This is a genomic window from Limnohabitans rimovensis (SeqCode) (assembly GCF_965234775.1).
Classification (GTDB): Bacteria; Pseudomonadota; Gammaproteobacteria; order Burkholderiales; family Burkholderiaceae_C; genus Limnohabitans; species Limnohabitans rimovensis.
In genome coordinates this window covers 625,707-647,267 of the sequence record NZ_OZ248562.1, presented here as the reverse complement: position 1 = coordinate 647,267, position 21,561 = coordinate 625,707, and the positions used below count along the sequence as shown (strand labels likewise).

Sequence of the window (21,561 nt, the reverse complement as noted above, 5' to 3'; positions counted from 1 at the left end):
CAAAATATCAAGGCAACTTTTTGTCAAGAACCGGTACGGGTGGTACAAGAGCACCCTTCATGGCTGACGCCGATTGAACCTCTTGCTCCATTTTTTGGGTGACCTCAGTTTTCAACCCAGTCAAGCCGTTTGTGGGCTGAGTACTCATTTTTTTACCAAACTCAAACCCCAGGAAAAAAATACATGCCACAAATAAGCAACTGCAGATCATGAAAATAGCCAGCAACCGGCGAGTGACACTGAAGTTGTATTCCATTTAAATGTCCTATTTCACGGTGACCGTGAATTGACCCGGCATATTGATTTCAATCACGCCCCCCCACATGCACATCAACTTGGAGGAATTGTTCAGGGTGGGCATTTTTCCGAGAAGTTGCGTGGGTGAGCCAGGAACCCAAGGGGCCATGGTCATTGGAATGCATGGCATGGGTGTCAATGCACCCAAAGCTGCAGCTGTCGCGGCAATCACCATGGGGTTGGCCATGGATTGACACATGCCAAATGGCATGATGTTCAGCATGGGTTTGTTGTCCATGATGTTCGCATCAGGCACTTTGGTCATCACCAAGTTGGTGGGCAGGACCATGAGCGTTCCAGGCGCCATGCCAAAACTGCACTTGAGCATGGCGCCCATGCAAACTTGATTGGCCATTACTGCCCCCTCACCATGGTTTCAAGTCGCCGCAAAATGGAAGCCGTGCCTTGTTCTGGCTCCAACTCCTTGCCCTTCAGATCAAATCGCTGCGGCAATCCCTGTGGCACGCCACCTTTGTAGCTCAGTTCTTCCATGATCTTTCCATTGGGCCAATATCTGACCAATGGTCCATCCAGAAGATTATTTTGATAACACGCAGTTTGAACACACTTTCCATCGCGATCAAAATCGCTGGATACGCCGTGCAGCTGTCCTTTTTTGTAGAGCGACTCCCTGATCAATCGACCTTCAAAATAAAAAGTGGCTGGGCCATCGATATCACCTCCCGAATAATTGAGCAATGTACTGACCAGTCCAGCTGCGTCATAGGTTTTGCACGCCCCTGCTGCCACACCCTCAGAGTAATTCTGCTGAAGAACACACTTGCCCCTGGCGTAGACCTCCATTACCCCGTCCGCATGGCCGGCTTTGTAATGCGATTTTTGAATTGGCAAACCGGAAGCATCAAAAATTTGAGTCAACCCATCAAGCAGACCATCTTTGAAATGAGATATCAAACGACATGTACCAGTCTCATCGAATTCTCTGAGCAATCCATGCAATTGACCCTCTTTCATCGTTCCCTGCCGAAACAATGAACCATCCGGATGGAGGCTTTCAAAATCCTCCAAACCCAATGGAGCACCCATTTCACTCATGGGATATGACGGGGCGGTCTTATTCATGTCTTTTGTGCAGTTCAGTTGATTTGCGTCAACGCACCTTTGAGCGTCAGCATCGCACCCGCCTCAACGTTGTGCATGGCATCAGCCTTGCTCACAATCATGGCACCTTTGTTTTCAAGTTGAACTGAAGCCTGATTGGTCAGATTCACGCCGGCTTTGTTCAACAAATTGGTGCCAGCTTGATTGGTCAACTCTGTGCCAGCCTTATTGGTCAAGGCCGTGCCAGCCTGCTGGGTCAACGCCTGTGCTGCTTTGCTGGTCAAGCTAGTCCCGGCGTCAAGCAGAACATCTGCGCTAGATTTGATCTGCACCGCGCCAGTGACCGTGATGGTCAATTTCCCATCCACCACCAATTCAAAGTCACCCTTGACGTTTTGGGTGAACTTGGCACCATTTTTATGCGTTTCATCACCGGTGATGTCCAGTGTTCTTGTTCCTTTGACATTGTGGGTTTCTTTGCCAGTTTGAACATCAACGGTGCGGTCACCCTTTTTCACGGTGTGTATCTCGGCACCAGCGATGACCGTGGTTGTCAATGCATTTTCGATTTCGGTCAACAAATCTTTTTGGGCATGAAAGTAAAGCTGTTCCGCATCTTTTTTATCTTCAAACCGGACAATATTCCCTGCAGTACCTTGTTTTGAGGACCAGGTGGCAATGGTGCTTTGTGTTTGGTGATCTGGCAGTTTGACTGGCGTGGTGTTGGTTCCGTTATAAACACTTCCAGTGATCAATGGGCGGCTGGGATCTCCGTTCAAATAACTGACAACCACCTCCTGCCCTATGCGTGGCAAAAACAGTGCACCAAATCCCACACCGGCCAATGACTGTGACACGCGAATCCAACATGAGCTTTTGTCGTCGCCTTTTCCGTCTCGATCCCAGGGAAACTGAACCTTGATTCGGCCATACTGATCGGTCCAAATTTCCTCACCACTGGGTCCAACCACTTTAGCGGTTTCACTGCCCATGGCTCTGGGCAAAGGTGTCACCATGGGCGGCCGAAAAGCGCTAGCTGCGGGAAACGCCTCAAAGGCGTTGCTGTACAAGTCGTCCCGGGCTGTGTGGTGAACACGCCTGACCACATGCAATGCGTTCAGCGTGGAAATGAAATGATCTGATAGGGTAAAGCTGGTCCCTGCATTCAACGCATAAGCAAAACTATCACCACGAAGCAAAGTGGATGTGACTTGAGCTGCATCCACTCGAATTTTTGCTTTGGCGGTGCTTTCGCTTGCTGTGGCGCTACCGGTTCCAAACTCATAAATGGCACCACTTCCGGTGGTTGCGGCATTGTTTCCACTCAAAGAAGTGGCTGGTTTGACAAAGTCGTAATCTGAGACTGTGGCTGACTTGAGTGCGACTCTTTTTTCAAATTCAAACCGATACACCGTATCGATCGGATTGGTCTGACCCGTCCTGGGAAAAAATCGCAAAGTACTGGCACCCGCACAACTGCTGTGTGCAGAGGCGGCATCGCCCAAGACCATGGTATGGCCGCTGCTGGTAAAGGTGAAATAGTAGAAGATTCCTGCGTGCTCCATGAGTCTGGAGATAAAGTCAAAATCAGTTTCGTCGTACTGAACGCAATAGTCCAAAGCTGTATAGGTGCCAGATGTTTTGTCTGAAAATGTGATGCCGCCATCACCCAGCACCGCTTTGACGATATCCAGTATTGATTTTGTTTGGTATATTTTTCGGTCTCTGCTCAAGGTCAGCAACCAAAGCGATGGCACCAGTTCGGCTTGGTAGGTGGCAAAGTCAACGTCATAGCCACTTTGTATAAACCGAGAAACGATGCCATGGATATATCGTTTTGATCCGCCCTCCACCTCCATGGTCACGGTGACGTTTTTCCCCACAATGGTGGCGGCCGACAAATTCGAACTGCCCGAGCGCATGAACAAATTAAATTTGTACAGTTCTGATATTCCCTCGGCGCCTTCCATGCCATCCAGCAGCAAATCATTGGCACCAAAAGGTGTGTCTATGGTCAAAAAACCACCGGACTGAACAAAATCCGTTTTCAATCGGTGCCCCTCATGGGTTTATCGACAAAGGTGTAATCGAACTCACCCAGGCCATTGACCTTGATATGCACAGCACTGAACGGTGTTGCGGTCGACATGCGCTCCAAGACCAATGACGAAAGTTCAGGCAATACGGATTGGGTGAGAATGAAATCAATATTTCTTGCACCGCTGTCAACTTCGGTGCATCGCTGTGTGATTAAACTGATCACCCCGCTGTCCCAAGTTAACTTGGCGTGGTGATTGCTTGCGAAACGCTCTACCAATTTTTGAAGCTTGAGCTTCACAATATTGGAAATTTGCTCATCACCCAATGGGAAGTAAGGCACCAAGACCATGCGCCCCAAAAAGGCTGGGCTGAATTCCTTGAGCAATGCAGGTCGCAGCATCTCAGTTAACTCGGCCATGCTGGGTCGAAGTCCCCCGCGACAGGCATTGGTGATCACATCCTGGGCAGCGTTCGAAGTGAGCAAAATCAAGGTGTTTTTAAAATCAATGGTGACACCCTCACCATCCTCCATCGATCCTTTGTCAAAGACCTGAAAGAACACCTCTAAAACATCGGGGTGCGCTTTTTCCATTTCGTCCAACAAGACCACACTGTAAGGACGACGCCTGACGGCCTCCGTCAAAACACCACCCTTGCCGTACCCCACGTATCCAGGGGGTGCTCCTTTGAGGCTGGAGACAGAATGCGGCTCTTGGAACTCAGACATGTTGATGGTGATCATGTTTCGTTCACCGCCATAAAGCATGTCGGCAAGGGCAAATGCAGTTTCGGTCTTTCCAACACCACTGGGTCCGACCAACATGAACACACCAACGGGTTTACCTGGGTCATCCAAATCAGCCCTGAAAGTTCTGACACGCCGCGCAATCGCATCCAAGGCCTCACCTTGTCCAACCACTCGCTCCGACAACCTGTCTTTCAGATGCAAAACCGTGTGTATTTCATCGGCCATCATTTTTCCCACGGGAATACCCGTCCAGCCCGATATCACTTCGGCCACCGTGCGCGAATCGACGCAAACAGGAACCATGGGCTCATCGTCTTGAATCGCTTCTAGGCCTTTTTCCAGACGTTTAAGTTGCTCGGTATGGCTGACACTGTCTTCGTTTTCCGAACCCTCACTGTCCGCGCCTTCGATGGCGATCAAGCGTCGCAAAGCCAGTATTTCATTGACCGCATGTCTTTCATGCGATAGTTTTTCACTCAAATGTGTGTGCTTATTTTTGAGCGCTAAGAGTTCGTCTTGCAAGGGTTTGATTTCACTGCGGCGGTCCAATCCCGTGGCAACGCCATGCTGGATCAAACGCAACTGGGCTTCGCAACTGGCTATATTTTGCTCAACTTCCTCAATCACCTGTGGTTTTCCCGCCTGACCCACGGCCACACGGGCGCAGGCCGTGTCCAATACGCTGATCGCTTTGTCTGGCAACTGCCTACCGGTGATGTAACGGTGCGAAAGGCGAACGGCATCTTTGACCGCTTCGTCCAAAATTTCCACCGCATGGTGCTTTTCCAAAGTGGGAACGACGCCACGGAGCATGTCCATCGCCGAGTCTGGGGCAGGCTCCTCCACCTTGACCACTTGAAATCGACGAGCCAGGGCAGGATCGCGCTCCACATATTTTTTGTATTCTGCCCAAGTGGTGGCCGCAATGGTTCTTAACTCGCCCCTGGCCAAGGCAGGTTTGAGCAAATTGGCCGCGTCACCCTGGCCCTCGGCTCCACCGGCGCCAATCAATTGATGGGCCTCATCGATGAAAAGTATCACAGGCACTGCCGATGCTTTGACTTCTGCAATCACCGACTTCAAACGATTTTCAAATTCACCTTTGATGCCGGCACCCGCTTGCAGCAAGCCCAAATCGAGTGTGCGAACCACCACTTGTTGCAAGTTTGGCGGTACAGCTTTTTGTACCACGCGCTGCGCAAAGCCTTCCACAACAGCTGTTTTTCCTACCCCTGCTTCACCGGTCAAAATGGGATTGTTTTGTCGTCTGCGCAAAAGAATGTCAATGATCTGCCTGATCTCAGCATCGCGTCCGCGCACGGGGTCAATCTTTCCCTGCCTGGCCAAGGCCGTCAAATCAATCGTGAACTGATCTAAGTTGGGCGTCTTGGAGTTTCCAGCCTGCGTGAGGCTGGGCATTTTTGCAATAGGCGGAGATCCCGCAGAGGCTTCTGCACTTGTCAAGGCCTCTGCCGTGGCTTGCCCAGCGTCCTCATTGGAGTCCTTGAGCAATTCAGCCAATTGGATTCGCAACTGATCCCTGGGTATTTCCAAAAGCAAGGGGGCCACTTCAAATGTCACACCCCTGACCGTGTCTTCTTCCAACAAGGCCAATAAAACCGTTCCCGAGCGAACTTGCTGCTGGCCCAGCAACACGGAACTCGACAACCATGCCTCTTGAAACAGAGGGGCGAAAACACCAGACATGGCAGGTGTGCCCTTGTTGCCACGCTTGAGTTGGTCCAAGCGCTGCTGCAATTGGGCCATGACCTTGCCGTAATCAACGCCAAAATTCTCCAAGAGGATTTCTACGTCAGGAGCTTTCCCCTCCATCAATTTATATAAAAAATGCTCCAACTCGACACTGAAATGCGATTGCCCGCCACAAAGCTCTGCGGCCAAACGAATGGCTTGTTTGCATGTGGGGTTGAGTTTGGTCAGTAAAGTTCTGAGGTCAATTTTCATGGGGCATATCTAATTTTTGAGGCATCAAGCTTTGATGCCTTTAGCCTCTGTCGACTTGTCTGCCAACCAAAACCGACTGGGACTCAAAGAACGCGTCACAGATGCACTGTTTTCTGCCACTGGCGCGGCATGGGCCAGCCAAGCAGTCAAGCCCAAACGGGGCCCTTGCGCACCCAATCCAGCCGGTTTGAAATATCGATCTTTGAGGTGTATTTGCAAACAAACGCGGTAATTCGAAGATTGATGCTGCTGGACCAACCATTTGAGTTTGCGATGACAACTTTCACCTGGCAATAGTTTTTGATAAGCCTGCGGCGTGAGGTTTTTGGCCTGCAGCAAGATGCCAGCACCCTGATGCCATGCCCTGATACCCAATGTGGCATTCACACCCAGCTGGGCGGCGGATTTGTTCTTCAAACCCCTGCCCAAGCTGGCCTGCTCAGAAGGATCAATGAGAAGCCACTCCCCAAAAAATTGTTGCGCTTCGAAACGAATGCCCAATCGATCTTGCAGCATGGCCAACAATGAACTCATGGACCGGGGTGCCGCACCCATTAATGCGGCATGCTGGAGCCAGATGGCTTCTTCATTCACCGCTTTTTTTTCTTTAAATCCCAGACTGGCCGATGCATCAACAAAACGCAACAAGGGCATATCGGCCAAGTGGCGCGCCCCCAGAGAAAGGTGATACTTCTGCTTGGCTTGGAACAAGAGATGCAACAACCGGTGGTTGAATACGTCCATAAAGTCAACCGGCGCATGGTCTTTATTGCGACGACTGGCCAAAAGCATTTCAGTGAAGACCAGTGGCAGTGGTCCGCGCGACCCAGCCAAACACATCAAAGAGGTGTATACCTGATAAGAGCCGGAATCTTCCGGCCGTATGGACTGAATATCTCCAGCAGGAAACCCAAGTGTGATGTCAGACTTAAAGCGGACCGGGTGGTCACTCGGCCCCCAGCTGGCTGTGTCACCCTGCCCCAGTGCAATGCGCTCGAGCAAACTGGCGGCTTGGAAAAGACCAAATTGAAATGGATCTTGCTTGAGTTGGGTGATCAAATCAGACATTGCCAACCTGCCATGGGTGACCAGACGCGACGCACTTCACCATTGCGCATCAAACCCAATCGGGTGTAGGAATTGGCCGTGGTGTAGAGCGCGAAAAACCGGGCCAGAACGCCAGCCAAAATAAGTGTAGACCCGCCCACAAATGCCTCTTCGTCCAAATCCAACCATATGTCATTGCCAACACAGTGGCCTCGCCAGGTTTCACGGCCGATTCTGGCAATCGAGGGTTTTGCGCGAAGTGACTTGATGCCCCGGACTTGACTTTGGTTTTTTGCCGATTCACCCGCAAACAGAAAAAGCAACTGCCGTAATTTTTCAGCCCCTTTACCGTCTTCAATCAAAGAGTGGTGGTTGAGTCTGAGGATTTCTATCAGTGAAAAAACGGATTTTGAAGAAGTCAACGCATCCTTTTGAGAAACAGGTTCATACAAATTACTCACTTGAATACTGGAAGAGATGGACTCGCCAATCAGTCTGGCCCCTGCAGGCACCAATTCGGCCATTTTTCGATTGGTACACATCAGCTTGGCAAACAACACAGGCTCGGCAGGGGTTTTGCTGATGTTGGTTCGGTCCACAAAGCTGATGAAAACATCAGAGCCACTCATGCCCGGCCTCAGGGACAGATCTCGGCGCGATGTCCAATACATCTCCTGTCCACCACCCATAAAACGCTCAGCAGCGAATAAGTTGGAAACCATCTGTGGATGCTCAGCTTCAGGATCAGATGCGATTACCGCTTCAATCGAATGAATTTCATGTGAAGTCTCTTTGTGGTGATCTGGCACCAATAAATATTCGTGATCGCGCCGCTCAAAGGTGATGGGCTCACTTGTTTTGGGGAACAAATTGATGATGGGGACACAGCCAATCTTGAAGGTATTTTTGTTGACCGAGGCCAGCACCTTGACTGCTGATTGAAAGGCAAATTTGATCATGAATCGATTGCCTTGGCCCAAGCGCCCAGCCAATCCATGGAGATCGAAAAATAAAAATTTGGCAGGAAAAGAAAAATACTCCTGCAACAAGTTAAAGGCGGGATGAATATTTCCTTTGGATGGCAACACCTGATCATCTGGGGCATACCCCACTTCAACCAATTGCTTGAGTGGGATTGCTGCCAATCGCTTGCCGCTGGAATCTGCAATTTCAATGCGCTCCAGATTGGCCACCAACATATCATGCAAAGGCATGGTGGTCATGAAGTCACCACTCAAGTGCAAGCGCAGAGAATCCAGTTTGAGCTCGGACACATCCACACCGGCATGGGTCGCAAAATTCAAGCAGAGTATTCGGTTGTCCTCAAGGGCGGTATCCACGATGCTCAAGGGCCACAGCTCAGTATCCCAAGATGTTTGAAAACGGCAGGTATGGCCAGACGAGGCGGGGGCTTGAAGCATGGTTTCGCGCGGCACTTTCAAGCCAGCCATGACTTTGCCCTGTGTGGCATCCAAGCGCATATGCACCACGCTCATCGATGGCGAGGGTTGGGTCAAATTCGGGCAAATGTTTTCCAAAACCGCCATGGCAGCCATTGGAAATTCACGATCAATTTCACGTTGAACCCTGGCTGTTAAAAAAGCAAAAGACTCTAAGAGTCTTTCTGTATGCGGATCTTTGGATTCCGAACCATTGAAAGACAAGCGCTGCGCAACTTTTGGATAGCGTTGCGCAAAATGATCGCCACTCTCACGCAGGTATGACATTTCCCGGCGGTAATAGTCAACCAAGTCGTCTTGAAGGTTCACCATGGAAAAGCCATTTCGTTAAACAGCTTCCGGCTGTACAACCAATTCCACCTGTCCCGGGTGAAGGTGAAATGAGGGTGCAAACCTCAACATTTGTTCGCCAAACACCACTGCCGCCTGGATTTCAACCATCACAGACTTGGTATCCGAGGGGTGGGCCTGGGCCTTGACACGCACCTGCTTGAGCCTGGGCTCAAAAAGTTTAATCACTTGCTGAACCAGTTGCTCCATCTTGAGCAAGTCCGTTTTTGAGCTGGGTGATAAGGTATTGGTTGCTGGCAAGCCATAGTTCATCACATGAGCTTGGCAGTTTAAGAATTCATCAATCGTCAAATCACATCGTGTGTTGAGCAGCCGAAACAGGTCCAAAAGCAACGAGGACTGAAATCCCTTGGCATCCAAATGAATGCCATTGCCAATCGTAAAGTCAACACCACAAAGTCGGTCAAACAAAGGGGCGATGGAAGATGGGGCGGTTCGGGTCGACATTTCAAAAAATTTTTAAGCAAATGAGCAACCCGCAAAACCACCCCTTTTCCGCGGTGATCAGTCAGATTTCATGGTTTCAAGATTCCAGTTCCACGTTGCGGTACCCTTTTGCGTGGAATCGCTCTTCTGCTGGGTGTAGTCACACTGAATTTTTGTGAAATTGATCGAGAAAGAGTCAGAGGGAATGCCGCCACCACCCGATGTGCTGATATTGGAAATCATCCCATTGGTCATGGTGTAAGTGAAGAAGTTCATGTAGGTGCCATTTTCAACACGACCCACATTCAACTTGATGGTGCCCAGCTTGCTGCCTTGGGTACAGGCTTTGTACAAAGCGGTGGTCGACAAGTCAGACATTTTGGTGAAATTCAACTCAGACAAAATAGGCCGACCAGCGGTTCGCTCGGTTTTTGCACTGTCTTGTTGTAGTGGGATGGAGGCACTGTGCGAAAAAGAGCTGACCACAATTTTGTCAGCATAACCGGTGATGGTCGAATTACCAGGAATGCTGTCAATGCATAAAATCAGAACGTCAGACATTTAAAACTCCAATTTAAAAAAGGGCAAACCCGCAAGGCGGGTTTGAAATCCAAATCAAGCAGCAGAGGCTGGCAACTCGGCGACCAATCGAATGGAGGTGGTCAACTCTTCCATTTGAAAGTGTGGTCGCAGGAAAACGGTGGCTTGGTAAGCCCCGGGACGACCCGGCACCTCAACCACATCAACCCTGCCTTCGGCCAATGGAAAACGGGCTTTTTCACCTTGGGTCGCATTGGCATCGAGCAACACATACTGCGACAACCACGTATTGAGGTAGCTCTCCACAGAATCCTTGGTCTGGAAGCTGCCGATCTTGTCGCGCATGATCACCTTGAGGTAATGGGCAAAGCGTGAAGCGGCCAGCACGTAAGGCAATCTGGAGGACAAAGCCGCATTGGCATTGGCAGTGTCGAGGTTGTAAACACGGGGCTTGTTCGTGGTCTGGCCACCAAAGAATGCGGCAAAGTCAGAGCCCTTGGAGTTGACGATGGAAATAAAGCCCAGATCGTTGAGCTCTTTTTCACGTCGATCAGTGATGGTGACTTCGGTCGGGCACTTCAGCACGGTATCGCCATCATCTGTCTTGAAGGTGTGTGCTGTCAGGCCTGAAACCTTACCGCCACCCTCAACGCCTCGAATCGCTGTGGTCCAGTTGTATTTGGCAAATGCATCGGTGATGCGCAGACCCAACTGATAGCATGAATTGCCCCAAAGGTACTTGGAGTGATCGCGGCCGTCCACATCTTCTTCAAAATTGAAGCTGTCAACCGGCTTTGTCTTGGCACCATAGGGCAAGCGAGCAGCATAGCGAGGCAAGACCATGGAGACATAACGCGAATCTTCTGAGTCGCGGAAGCTGCGCCAGGTGGTCAGCTCGGCACTCTCAAAAATTTTGGACAGGTCACGGGGCACACCCAGATCGGTGAACGACGTCATGTCGAACATGGTCGGGGCGACTGCAGTGATAAAGGGCGTGTGAGCAGCCGCAGCCACTTTGGAGATGCGCTGCAACAAAGCCATGTCTTGGGGATGGCGACCAAAGTAATAGTCGCCAATCAACAAAGAATAAGGATTGCCACCGAAGGTACCGTACTCTTCCTCGTACACCTTCTTGAACAAAACGCTCATGTCGTGGTCAACTGCCGTCTCCAAATCTTTGAGCAACTCTTTCTTGGTGACATTCATCAACCGCAGCTTCAAGGTGGTACTGGTTTCAGTGCCAAACACCATGTCTCGCAAACCAATCCAAGACGACTCAAGCGCTTGGAAATCAGGGTGATGCATGATGGCGTTGAGCTGATCGGTCAAAATTTGATCGATCTCAGCGATGCGCTCATTGATCATCGCCACAACGCCTTTGTCAGGCGCACTTTTCATGCCTTCGTCCAAAATTTGGGTTGCAAATTGACCCAACAGTTTCTTGGCATACACGCTTTGCGACGGCTCTGCAGCCATTTTTCCTTCTTGGATGATTCGGTCCAAGAGACTCAATTCATCGTTTTTAACCGCATCGGCGCCGACGTCTGAAGAAGATTTTTTAGTAGCCATTGTTTATTCCGTTTTCTAAAACCATTGAAGGGGTTATTTGTCTGCGGGTTAAGCAGCGGCTTCGGCGGTTTCCCCATCCGACGCTTCGGTGGAGCCCTTCAACTGCTTGAGGTCTTCCGTGTTTTGCAGAATGTTTTCAAGCAATGCGTCCAGCTCATCATTGCCGTCGAGTTTGCCCAACAGATCACGCAGCTGTTGACGGGCTTCCAACAAACGAGCCAGTCGTGGGATCTGATTCACGATGGACTCAGGCTCGAATTGGTCAATTTGGTTGAAATGAAGCTCAACTTTAAGGTTGCCTTCGCCCTTGAGGGTGTCTGGAACAGATATGTCCAATCGGGGCGCAATTTTGGTCATCACGTCATTGAAATTGTCGCGATCAATTTCAACAAACCGACGCTCTTTGAACTTTGGCAAAGGATTCTCAGGCTGGCCCGAGAGATCTGCCATCAGTCCAACGACCAAAGGCAATTCCTTTTTCTCAAACGCATTACCAATTTCAACGTCATAGGTAATTTGTACCCGCGGAGGACGATTGCGACCCACCCATTTCTGCAGACTATCAGACATTTATGAACCTCATGAAAAGTGCTAAGGAAAACCTGACCAGGAAAAAATGTCGACCCCAGGCCAACATCCCAGGCATGTCAGCAAACGTTGACGCATACCACGGTTGGGCTGGCAGTTTAAGTGAGATTTACGGACATTACAATGATTTACTTGATTTTCTTAAAAAATAATTAAAGCTTTTAGAAAATCGTAAAAAATGATTTATTCCATATTATTAAACAATATTAATTACAAAAATAAGGTGAAGAAACCAAATATCAATGAATTAAAAATCAAAGTCGTAAGAACTGTTTAATTTTTTCCCAAAATGAGCGCTCATGTTGATCAAAAGTTCTCATGGGCTGGCGTTCTGTTGGGGCTGGGATGGGCTGGGTTGGCGCGTCCGCCCGCGGCTCCGTCGGACGAGTCAATGGATCCGAAAGCGGATTGCTGGGGTGGCCGGGTAGAGAGGTTTTGTCTTGGCTGAGTGGCGCGCTCTGCCCCAATTCGGTCAATGGAGATGCTGGCTTGGCAACCGAGGGCTGCGCTTGAATGCCGCCTGTTGGGTCGGGAATGACCACTGCAATGGGCTTGACCGCTTCGGCCACTCCTGAGAGCTTGGGCGACTCTGGCAAGTTGATGGGTGCAGCGGCCATTGCCACAAGATCAACCGCCGGCACAACCAACGATTCTTTGGCCAACGCCTCTTCAGGATTTTCAGTGGCGTTTTCAGGCGTACTCGGGTCTTTGGCCAACGCTGGCTCGGCCGGTGTGGCAGCACTCTCCTCAATCGCAGGCTCGGGTTCGACAAGCGGTTGAACGCCTGCGGCAGATGGGGCAACAGCTTCTGGCTCCACAGAGGACGCTTCCTCTGCTTCCTCTGCTTCCTCTGCTTCCTCTGCTTCCTCTGCTTCCTCTGCTTCCTCTGCTTCCTCTGCTTCCTCTGCTTCCTCTGCTTCCTCTGCTTCCTCCTTCTCCTTCTCCTTCTCCTTCTCCTTCTCCTTCTCCTCCTTCTCCTCCTTCTCCTCCTTCTCCTCCTTCTCCTCCTTCTCCTCCTTCTCCTCCTTCTCCTCCTTCTCCTCCTTCTCCTCCTTCTCCTCCTTCTCCTCCTTCTCCTCCTTCTCCTCCTTCTCCTCCTTCTCTTCTTTCTCCTCCTTCTCTTCTTTCTCCTCCTTCTCTTCTTTCTCCTCCTTCTCTTCTTTCTCTTCTTTCTCTTCTTTCTCTTCTTTCTCTTCTTTCGCAACTTCTTCAGCTTCTTCTGGTGGCTTGGCTTTCTCTGTGGCTACCGCCTCTGTGGATTCGGCCTCATCAATGGCTGGGGAAGCCGCGTCCTCTACTTTGTCAAGCCCTTGCGCAGTTGATGCTGGTTCAGTGGCTGTATCAGCCCCCATTTCAGCGGCAGATTCAACCGCACCAGGGGCTTGATCCATTGCGGCGGAACCAGCGCCGTCAGCGGACCCATCGGTGCTTGTCTGGGCCGCCAAACTTTCTTCGGATGCGGCTTGCAAGCTTGCGGCGTCCACTGCGCTGGGTGGATTGGTGGCGAGCATTTTCGATGCCCCCCCACGTTTGACGACCTCCTCATCCACGATCGTGTCAGCCTCAACCACATCTTGCCGAACTGACAAAACATCCGACTCCACGGCTTGTACGTTGATCTTGGCCTCATCCACAGAAGCTTGGGCCTCGACCGTCAACGCATCGGCCTGTGACTTGGCGCTGGCGATAGACTGGTTCATGTCCTCGCTGCCGCTGTCTAATTCTGCGAGCAACGCCATTTGTGATGCATTCACTTGATCGGCAGAAGATTTCATATCCTCAAAGCCAGACTCTAGTGAGAGTGACAAACTTTGGACCTCATCACTCAACCCCTGGCCAATGGAAGCAGCGTCTGCACTGGATGCCTCCAATGACAGCTGGGCGCGGTCCGCAGCGGTACTGGCCGACTGTCCTGATTGCTCAGCCTGGTTTTGGGTGTCTTGCAAACCACTTTCGAGCTGATCAGGCAGGGCTTGGAGTTGCTGGGCACTGGCGACCGATTGTTCGGCTTGAATAGACAGGTTTTCTGATGACTGACGAACATCATCTGCGGCGGCCTGTACTTCCTCCATTTGGGCATTCAATTGCTGGGACAAATCATCGGAATTTTGTCGGACTTGGCCAGCCCACCGGTCCATTTCTTGGCTTTGCTGCTCAGACACAGCTTCAGCCGCTGTATTCACGGGGCCAAAGTCAGCAGCCTCAGATCGACTGATGCTCATCGCCAGCCCTTCGAATGAAGAGGAAAGCGAAGCATCCAGGGCAAAGGCCTCATGTGGGTGCCCATTCCACACCGATTTTTTCAGCCACTTCGCTCAAGGTTTGATCGATCAACTCCTCAAGGTACGTGCTTGTTTTATCGACCTGGGCTGCGGCCTGGGCCTCCAGGTCCTCCCATGTTTTTTGTAACGCATCCAATGGCAGGTTGAAAGAATCACCCGCACTTTGGCCCGCACGGTAAGCGTCATCAATCAAATCAATCAGTTTTTTGATTTGCACATCAAAAGACGCCACCGAGTTTGAAATTTGGTCTTGTGCGCCCTTTACAAAACCCGCAACCGATCCAGTTGACTCATCCAATTTTTCTTCTGCGGATGCCAACAGCGGCTCTGAAAAGTCATGGAGTTTTTGAACCAACCCCTCCACGGTCTCTTGAATTTGGATTTTCGATATGAAGTCCTGCGCCTGGTCTTTGACGGTTTCCAATAACGCGTCCACTTCCTCTCGCATGGCGTCCACGGATGCCTCCAACTTTTCGAACAGTGCGTCCAAAGCAGACTTGGCAGAAACGATGCCTTGCTGCAATTGGGTCAGCAGCCCTACCAAGGCGTCGATCGCGTCCTGCAACTTTTCCAGCACCAAATCCAAAACCGGATGGAGAGCCAATACCAAAGCCTCCGCTTGATCCATCAAGTCATTGGCGGTTTTACCGGCTTTTTTGACCAATGATTCAGCAGACTCGATCGAGGCTTGCAGGGTGGGTATGCTGGCCTTCACCCCCAAATACAAACTTTTGGCCATCGCCAAAGGGGGGGCAATGGCCATGTGTTTTGTGCAGACATCAATTGCGGTATCACACAAGGCATCGGCCTGATCGAGGTGACTGCTGACAGCGCCCAAAGCACCCAGGGCTTGCTCCACAAAGCCAGATACCTGTGATTGGATGCTTTCTATTTCGTCCGCCGCAGTGGTGATGAATTCGCGAACCGGCTCAAACTTTTGTGGCATTTCGTGCAAGCTGGATTTGGTGTTCTCAGCCTCCAGAGAAATATCGTCCAAGGTCAGTTTGACCGCATCCACTTGCTCACCCACCACCACAACCACATGGTCAATCGCATCCAAACAAGCATTGGCTGTTTCTTGCAAAACATCAAGTGGTTCAAGTGACTGGTCTACCAGCAACTGGGTCTCTTGCCCCGATTGGTTCAAAACCGTTTCAACTTCGTCCAAACTGCTGCGCACCGACTCAATGACCGCTTTCAATTCGTCCACCAGTTGCATCATGGCTTCATGGGCTTGATCAAAAAGGTCGTTGCAGTGGTCGGCTTCTTCCCCTACTTTTTCTTGAAAAGCGATCACCTGCTCTTTACCAGCCAACAAAGGGGAAAGGCATTCAGTCACCACCGCTTGAACCTGGTCTTTGGCTTGCTTCAAAACCGACATCAAATCTGCTTCCACCCCGGAGACAAGATCCCGCATATCGGTCACGTCACCCATCAGTTGGTCTTTGAGTCCCAGGAGTTGCTGCTGGAGTTGGTCGAATTGATCGCCAATTTTGCTTTTCAAGCCTGACTCCCGATCGCGCAACGGGGAGGTGATCAGGGCACTGTTCACACCATTTTGCTCGAGCTTTTCCAACGCCAGAGAAACGCTTTTCAACTCCGCCGTCAATGGGGCGACTTGGGTCATAAAGTCAGCCGCCATCGATTGACTTTCCTCGGCTCGCTTCAAGGCCACCTCTGCAAGACCCGCCAACTCAGCCAAGGGTTTGAGTTTGTCCGGCACAGATGGTGCCAAGTTCAACAACTGTTCGGGCAGTTCAACCAATGCACGGATCGACTGGGACACCGCATCTGAAATGGGTTGTACATCTGCCATTTGGGCAGCCAGCGCGCTTGGAATTTGCGCCGCATCGGTACAAATGCTTTTGATTTGCGCAAAGGTGTCGCTGATTTTCCCCGGCAAGGGCGCAACAACGGGCTCAGGATTCAGCAGACCAGGTATCTCTGTGAGTTTGACCGCAATGGCTTGAAAATCCTTGGCCATAGCTGTCAGCAAATCAGCAACTTTGCTGGGCAAGACGCTGACCTGAGAAGCAATTTCAGTAGCCGCCTCTGTCAGCGCCTGCTCAATTTTTGCAGAGCCTTCCGTGATAGTGGTCAATGATTGGGTGATCAGCTTCAAGTATCAACCCTGCGTTCACATAGAAGACAATTTCGCCTGCGCATCGCTGCCAGCTTTGGACATGGCGCTTTGAATATCCGACACCTTTGAAGGCGCAGGGGACAAGCTGATGGAAAAATCAGAAACCTCAGACAGCGCGACTTGAATCTGCTCCATGGCTTGCTCCACTTCAGGGAGAACTTGTGCACCCTCGATTTGCAGTGACGTCAAATCAGGCATCAGCATGGACGGCACAGGTATAGACGTTAAATTGGCCAGGTCCGCCAAGGAAGTTAAAGATGACAAACCGCTGGCCGCAGACGTCGCCACCATTTTTCCTAAAAACTGACGTTTGGCCGTTTCCTCCACCGCAACCAATGATCCACTTTGCATGCGATGGGCCAAAACCTGCAGCCATTGCTCTGGACCACCCCGTGCCCCAGAAAGCGCTGGACCCGATTTATGCAACAGCCATCTGAGTTCAGAAACCGCGCCAGGGTCTCCCATCCAGTAACGCAAATACGCCATGGCTTCATCGGCATGAAAAAAATGGCGGCGCACCCCTATGGGCGAACCAAATGTCAGGCCTGATAAATCGGATTCCGCTGCATCTTTGGAGGAGAGTGCATCATAAAAAGTCACCCGGGCGTGGTGTCGCCATAGACTGATCAATGGTTGCAACATAACGGTACTGCTGAGAAATGATCCGGTTGAGCCAGATGATGGAGTTTGGGTTGCACAAGGGTTAAACGTGGCATTGAATGCCAGCGTTCTTCACCTTCAATTATGCGTTGTTCGCACAGGGATCCTTTCGAAGGCCATCATGCTTTTCGATATGTGGTAACTTGCCGCTAAGACAACGCTCTGTCAAACCCGTTAGACAAGAGATCACCCCATGAGAGGGAAAACATGAAAATTGGAATCATCGGTGCCGGTGCCATTGGCTCAACGCTTGCGCGGGTGGCCGTGCGTTGCGGGCATGAGGTTGCCATGGCCAACTCCACGGGCATGGGCAACTTGCAAGAACTGGCCCAAGCCGCAGGTTGTCATGGGGGCAAGCTGACTGAGGTCACTCAATTTTCAGACCTCTTGATTCTTGCCATCCCCCTCAAAGCCATTTGGCAACTTGAACCCTCATTGTTCGAGGGAAAAATTGTGTTGGACGCCAACAATTACTATCCAGCCAGAGATGGTGTCATCTCTGCTCTGGAACGACAAGAAACCACCACGAGTGGCATGCTCCAAGCACATCTGAGCAACCGTGCGAAGGTTGTTAAATTTTTCAACGCCATCATGCAAAGAGACATTGAAAGCGATGCCAGGCCTTTGGGCACGTCGCCGCGCCGAGCCCTTCCAATGGCCGGCAATGATTTGGACGCCAAAAAAATAGCAGCGGAATTGATGAACCAGTTTGGGTTTGATGCCATAGATGCAGGTACCCTGGAAGAAAGTTGGCGCTTTGAACGTGCCATGCCCTGCTACTGCATTGCTCTGGTTGCAGAAGAACTGACGACTGCGCTTGCCTCAGCTCAGAGGGGTGTTGAATTGCCCCACGGATCCTGGCAAACCAGTCGCCGGTTTATCCAAGCGTATGGCTAAATAACATGCGCTTTGATGAAAATTCGCACATTCAAGTCTCGGCAAGCATTTCCATGGACTCAGCCACAGGGGTTCGAATCAAATAATCAAATGCACTGAGGGCAGCTTTAGCGCCCTCACCCGCTGCAATGACAATTTGCTTGTAGGGCACCGTGGTCACATCCCCCGCTGCAAAAACACCAGCCAAGTTGGTGTGGCATTTGGCATCCACCACAATTTCGCCAAACTTGCTCAATTCAACCGTGCCCTTCAAGAACTCGGTGTTGGGCACCAAGCCAATTTGCACAAACACACCTTCGAGTGCCATGGCGTGGTCTTCGCTTGTATTGCGGTCTTTGTAGCGCATACCGTTCACTTTTTGGCCGTCGCCGGTGATTTCGGTGGTTTGCGCATTCACTTGGATGGTCACATTGGGCAAGCTTTTGAGTTTGCTCACCAACACTGCATCGGCCTTTAAGGCGTCAGCAAATTCAAACAAAGTGACATGGGCCACCACACCCGCCAAATCGATGGCGGCCTCGACGCCAGAGTTTCCCCCACCAATAACCGCGACACGTTTGCCTTTGAACAAAGGGCCATCGCAATGCGGGCAGTACGCCACGCCTTTGTTTTTGTATTGCTCTTCGCCGGGCACGTTCACATTGCGCCAACCCGCACCTGTGGACAAGATGACGCTGCGTGAACTGAGCACCCCACCGTTGGCCATGTGCACCTGCACCAAGCCACCCACTTCTTTGGCCGGCACGATTTTTTCAGCCCGTTGCAAATTCATGATGTCCACTTCATAGTGGCGCACCTGGGCTTCCAAAGCCGCCGCAAACTTGGGGCCATCGGTTTCCAGCACCGAGATGTAGTTCTCAATCCCCATGGTGTCGTTGGTTTGGCCTCCAAAACGCTCTGCGGCCACGCCCACGCGTATGCCTTTGCGAGCAGCGTACACGGCAGCCGCTGCACCGGCAGGACCGCCACCCACAATCAAGACATCGAAGGGCTCTTTTTCGCTCAGCTTGATGGCTTCACGCTCGGCGGCATTGGTATCGAGCTTGCCCAAAATCTCTTCCAAACTCATGCGTCCGGACCCAAACACTTGGTCGTTCAAATAAACCATGGGCACGGCCATGACTTGACGCGCCTCCACCTCAGCTTGGTTCAAACCGCCATCGATCACGGTGGTTTGAATACGCGGGTTGTAAATCGCCATCAGTGTGGCTGCCTGCACCACATCTGGACAGTTGTGGCAAGACAAGGACATATAAACCTCTAAACGCATATCGCGGTCTAAAGCCTTGATTTGCTCCATCACCTCTGGCTCAACTTTGGGCGGGTGACCCCCCGTCCAAAGCAAAGCCAATACCAGTGAAGTGAACTCATGCCCCAAGGGAATAGCCGCAAAACGCACACCGCGTGTTTCGTTTTCTTTGGCCACCACAAATGAAGGCACCCGCTGGTCTGCTCCGTTGTCTTCAAAACTCACTTTGTCCGACAGTTCTGCAATGTCGGTCAAAAGCTCGCGCATTTCTGCACTTTTATCGCTGCCATCCAAGCTTGCTACCAAGCGAATGGGTTGGCGCAAGTTTTGCAAATAAGTTTGCAACTGGGCTTTCATCTGTGTATCGAGCATGGAGATTCCTTATGCGCTTAGATCTTGCCGACGAGGTCGAGCGAGGGCGTCAAAGTCTTGGCACCTTCGTTCCACTTGGCTGGGCACACTTGGCCAGGGTTGGCTGCGGTGTACTGGGCCGCTTTGAGCTTGCGCAATGTTTCCTTGACATCGCGAGCGATTTCGTTGGAATGCACTTCAGCTGTTTTGATCATGCCCTCAGGGTTGATGACAAAAGTACCGCGCAAGGCCAAGCCCTCTTCTTCAATGTGCACGCCAAAAGCACGTGTCAATTGGTGTGTGGGGTCACCAATCAAGGGGAATTTGGCTTTGCCAACAGCCGGCGATGTCTCATGCCACACCTTGTGGGCAAAGTGGGTGTCGGTGGTCACGATGTAGACCTCGGCACCTGCCTTTTGGAATTCGGCGTAGTTGTCTGCGGCGTCTTCCACTTCGGTGGGGCAGTTGAAGGTGAAAGCGGCAGGCATGAAAATCAGAACCGACCATTCGCCTTTAAGGGACTCATTAGAGACTTGAACGAATTTGCCGTTGTGAAAAGCTTGAACCTTGAATGGCTGAACTTGTGTGTTGATGATGGACATGGATGACTCCCTTTAAAGGTTGATAAAAACTATCTAATGAGCGAAACTCATTGATGGGAATCATAATGAAATATGGGGTTTACCCTGATTGCTTGTATCAATGGCCAACATTGACACAGGCTAATGGGATGCAGTTTTCAGTTTTGACTCAACCCCTGGCCTCCTCATAGAAAAACACGTGGAAGCGCGGGTTATGGTCAATTCACAGAGAATGTCTGAAGATCCATCCGGCCCCCACCTCACAGGTCACCATCATGTACTTCAAGTTTTTAATCCTGGCAGGCTTACAAGCCTTGCTCACCCCTTTGGTATTGGCGCAGCAGACCCCGACCACGGTACTTCCCAGACAAATGGTGGAGCGCGTGATGCAATCAGTGGTGGCCATTCAGGCCCGCACCGATGATGACGCCAGCACGGCCCGAACCCTGGGGCAACGTCGCCAGGGCTCAGGTGTGGTCATTGGCCCTGATTTGGTGCTCACCATCGGCTATTTGTTGATTGAGGCCCAATCTGTCGACTTGATCGACCGCCAAGGTAGAAGAGTTCCAGCACAGGTAAAGGCCGTCGATACCGTCAGTGGCTTTGGCTTGGTTCGGTCCTTGGTGCCATTGCGCTTGGAGCCGGTCCCGCTGGGTGACTCGGATGTTGTCAAGGCCCCTGCCAAGGTTCTGACACTGGGCAAAGGTGAGGTGGAACTCACCGAACTCCAAGTGGTCTCGCGCAAACCCTTCGCTGGCAATTGGGAATACCTGCTTGAAACACCGCTCATGACCTTGCCCGCTGTGAACAACTGGAGTGGCGCGGGTTTGTTCGATGAAGCTGGCCAATTGATTGGCTTGGGGTCCTTGTTGGTTCCAGACGTCTTCGGGGACTCAAAACCCATGCCGGGCAATTTATATGTGCCACTCAACGAGCTCAAGCCGCAATTGGTCGAACTGTTGCGCAATGGAAAACGAACTGGCCCCGCTCAGTCATGGCTGGGTATCAGCAGCCAAGCTGTGCGTGGGGGCGGTTTGATGGTGCAAAGGGTGACGCCTGAAAGCCCAGCCTCGCAAGCTGGCATACAAGCAGGCGATGTGTTGGTGGCCTTGCAAGGCCGTGCGATCGATAACTTACCCGACTTTTACCGCCAACTGTGGACATCGGGCCCCGCTGGCAGCACATTGGAAATCACGGTAAAAAGACTGGGCCAAGAGAGAAAAATTCGGATCACCACAGGTGATCGCGCCCTGTCCTTGAAAGCACCCCGAGGCGTATGAGGGGGTGAAAGTCTCAAGCAGCATT

Annotated in this window: 18 protein-coding genes; 2 read left to right on the top strand and 16 right to left on the bottom strand. The window is 51.3% G+C overall.

Annotated elements, in window-relative coordinates:
- Positions 1-7 precede the first annotated feature (7 nt).
- The 14 genes from AC8GFZ_RS03140 to AC8GFZ_RS03075 all read right to left on the bottom strand — a co-directional run bounded on the left by AC8GFZ_RS03140 (position 8) and on the right by AC8GFZ_RS03075 (position 16,869).
- A complete protein-coding gene (locus tag AC8GFZ_RS03140) occupies positions 8-256 on the bottom strand; it encodes a hypothetical protein (RefSeq protein ID WP_506642255.1) in 249 nt (82 codons plus the stop codon).
- A gap of 9 nt (positions 257-265) precedes the next feature.
- A complete protein-coding gene (locus AC8GFZ_RS03135; RefSeq protein WP_506642253.1) occupies positions 266-652 on the bottom strand; it encodes a DUF4280 domain-containing protein in 387 nt (128 codons plus the stop codon).
- Positions 652-1,380, bottom strand: a complete 729-nt coding sequence (locus AC8GFZ_RS03130; RefSeq protein WP_506642251.1) for a toxin-antitoxin system YwqK family antitoxin — start codon at positions 1,378-1,380, stop codon at positions 652-654. The genes AC8GFZ_RS03135 and AC8GFZ_RS03130 overlap by 1 nt, the downstream gene beginning before the upstream one ends.
- Positions 1,381-1,394: 14 nt before the next feature.
- Positions 1,395-3,410, bottom strand: coding sequence for a type VI secretion system Vgr family protein (locus AC8GFZ_RS03125; RefSeq protein WP_506642249.1), 2,016 nt, complete (start codon positions 3,408-3,410; stop codon positions 1,395-1,397).
- Positions 3,407-6,112 carry a type VI secretion system ATPase TssH gene (gene tssH, locus AC8GFZ_RS03120; protein WP_506642247.1) on the bottom strand — a complete coding sequence of 902 codons (2,706 nt, stop codon included), beginning with the start codon at positions 6,110-6,112 and terminating at the stop codon, positions 3,407-3,409. The genes AC8GFZ_RS03125 and tssH overlap by 4 nt, the downstream gene beginning before the upstream one ends.
- Positions 6,113-6,136: 24 nt before the next feature.
- On the bottom strand, positions 6,137-7,180 hold the full coding sequence (tssG, locus tag AC8GFZ_RS03115; RefSeq protein ID WP_506642245.1) for a type VI secretion system baseplate subunit TssG: 1,044 nt from the start codon (positions 7,178-7,180) through the stop codon (positions 6,137-6,139).
- The gene (gene tssF, locus AC8GFZ_RS03110; protein ID WP_506642243.1) at positions 7,168-8,931 is read right to left on the bottom strand and encodes a type VI secretion system baseplate subunit TssF; all 1,764 of its coding nucleotides are present in this window, start codon (positions 8,929-8,931) and stop codon (positions 7,168-7,170) included. Before tssF ends, tssG begins: the two co-directional genes overlap by 13 nt.
- A 15-nt stretch (positions 8,932-8,946) precedes the next feature.
- Positions 8,947-9,417 (bottom strand): type VI secretion system baseplate subunit TssE, encoded by a 471-nt coding sequence (gene tssE / locus AC8GFZ_RS03105; RefSeq protein ID WP_506642241.1) that lies wholly within the window; start codon positions 9,415-9,417, stop codon positions 8,947-8,949.
- 57 nt (positions 9,418-9,474) lie between these two features.
- A complete protein-coding gene (locus AC8GFZ_RS03100) occupies positions 9,475-9,957 on the bottom strand; it encodes an Hcp family type VI secretion system effector (RefSeq protein ID WP_506642239.1) in 483 nt (160 codons plus the stop codon).
- Between the two features lie 54 nt (positions 9,958-10,011).
- Positions 10,012-11,505 (bottom strand): type VI secretion system contractile sheath large subunit, encoded by a 1,494-nt coding sequence (gene tssC / locus AC8GFZ_RS03095; protein WP_506642237.1) that lies wholly within the window; start codon positions 11,503-11,505, stop codon positions 10,012-10,014.
- Positions 11,506-11,553: 48 nt separating this feature from the next.
- Positions 11,554-12,075: a type VI secretion system contractile sheath small subunit gene (tssB, locus tag AC8GFZ_RS03090; RefSeq protein ID WP_506642236.1), complete on the bottom strand. Its 522-nt coding sequence runs from the start codon at positions 12,073-12,075 to the stop codon at positions 11,554-11,556.
- Positions 12,076-12,347: 272 nt separating this feature from the next.
- The gene (locus tag AC8GFZ_RS03085) at positions 12,348-14,315 is read right to left on the bottom strand and encodes a hypothetical protein (protein WP_506642235.1); all 1,968 of its coding nucleotides are present in this window, start codon (positions 14,313-14,315) and stop codon (positions 12,348-12,350) included.
- A 49-nt stretch (positions 14,316-14,364) separates the two neighbouring features.
- The gene (locus AC8GFZ_RS03080; protein ID WP_506642233.1) at positions 14,365-16,359 is read right to left on the bottom strand and encodes a hypothetical protein; all 1,995 of its coding nucleotides are present in this window, start codon (positions 16,357-16,359) and stop codon (positions 14,365-14,367) included.
- 153 nt (positions 16,360-16,512) lie between these two features.
- Entirely contained in the window at positions 16,513-16,869 is a 357-nt protein-coding gene (locus tag AC8GFZ_RS03075; RefSeq protein ID WP_506642231.1) for a hypothetical protein, read from the bottom strand.
- 471 nt (positions 16,870-17,340) lie between these two features.
- Here AC8GFZ_RS03075 and AC8GFZ_RS03070 point away from each other — a divergent pair, with 471 nt between their 5' ends.
- Positions 17,341-18,075 carry an NADPH-dependent F420 reductase gene (locus tag AC8GFZ_RS03070; protein WP_506644207.1) on the top strand — a complete coding sequence of 245 codons (735 nt, stop codon included), beginning with the start codon at positions 17,341-17,343 and terminating at the stop codon, positions 18,073-18,075.
- Positions 18,076-18,106: 31 nt separating this feature from the next.
- On the opposite strand, the gene ahpF is transcribed toward AC8GFZ_RS03070, so the two are convergent.
- Together ahpF and ahpC are read right to left on the bottom strand one after the other, a co-directional pair.
- Positions 18,107-19,696: an alkyl hydroperoxide reductase subunit F gene (gene ahpF, locus AC8GFZ_RS03065; protein WP_506642229.1), complete on the bottom strand. Its 1,590-nt coding sequence runs from the start codon at positions 19,694-19,696 to the stop codon at positions 18,107-18,109.
- Positions 19,697-19,713: 17 nt separating this feature from the next.
- A complete protein-coding gene (gene ahpC, locus AC8GFZ_RS03060; protein WP_506642227.1) occupies positions 19,714-20,277 on the bottom strand; it encodes an alkyl hydroperoxide reductase subunit C in 564 nt (187 codons plus the stop codon).
- Positions 20,278-20,531: 254 nt separating this feature from the next.
- Between ahpC and AC8GFZ_RS03055 the strand changes: the two genes are divergently transcribed.
- Entirely contained in the window at positions 20,532-21,536 is a 1,005-nt protein-coding gene (locus AC8GFZ_RS03055; RefSeq protein ID WP_506642224.1) for a S1C family serine protease, read from the top strand.
- Positions 21,537-21,561 lie beyond the last annotated feature (25 nt).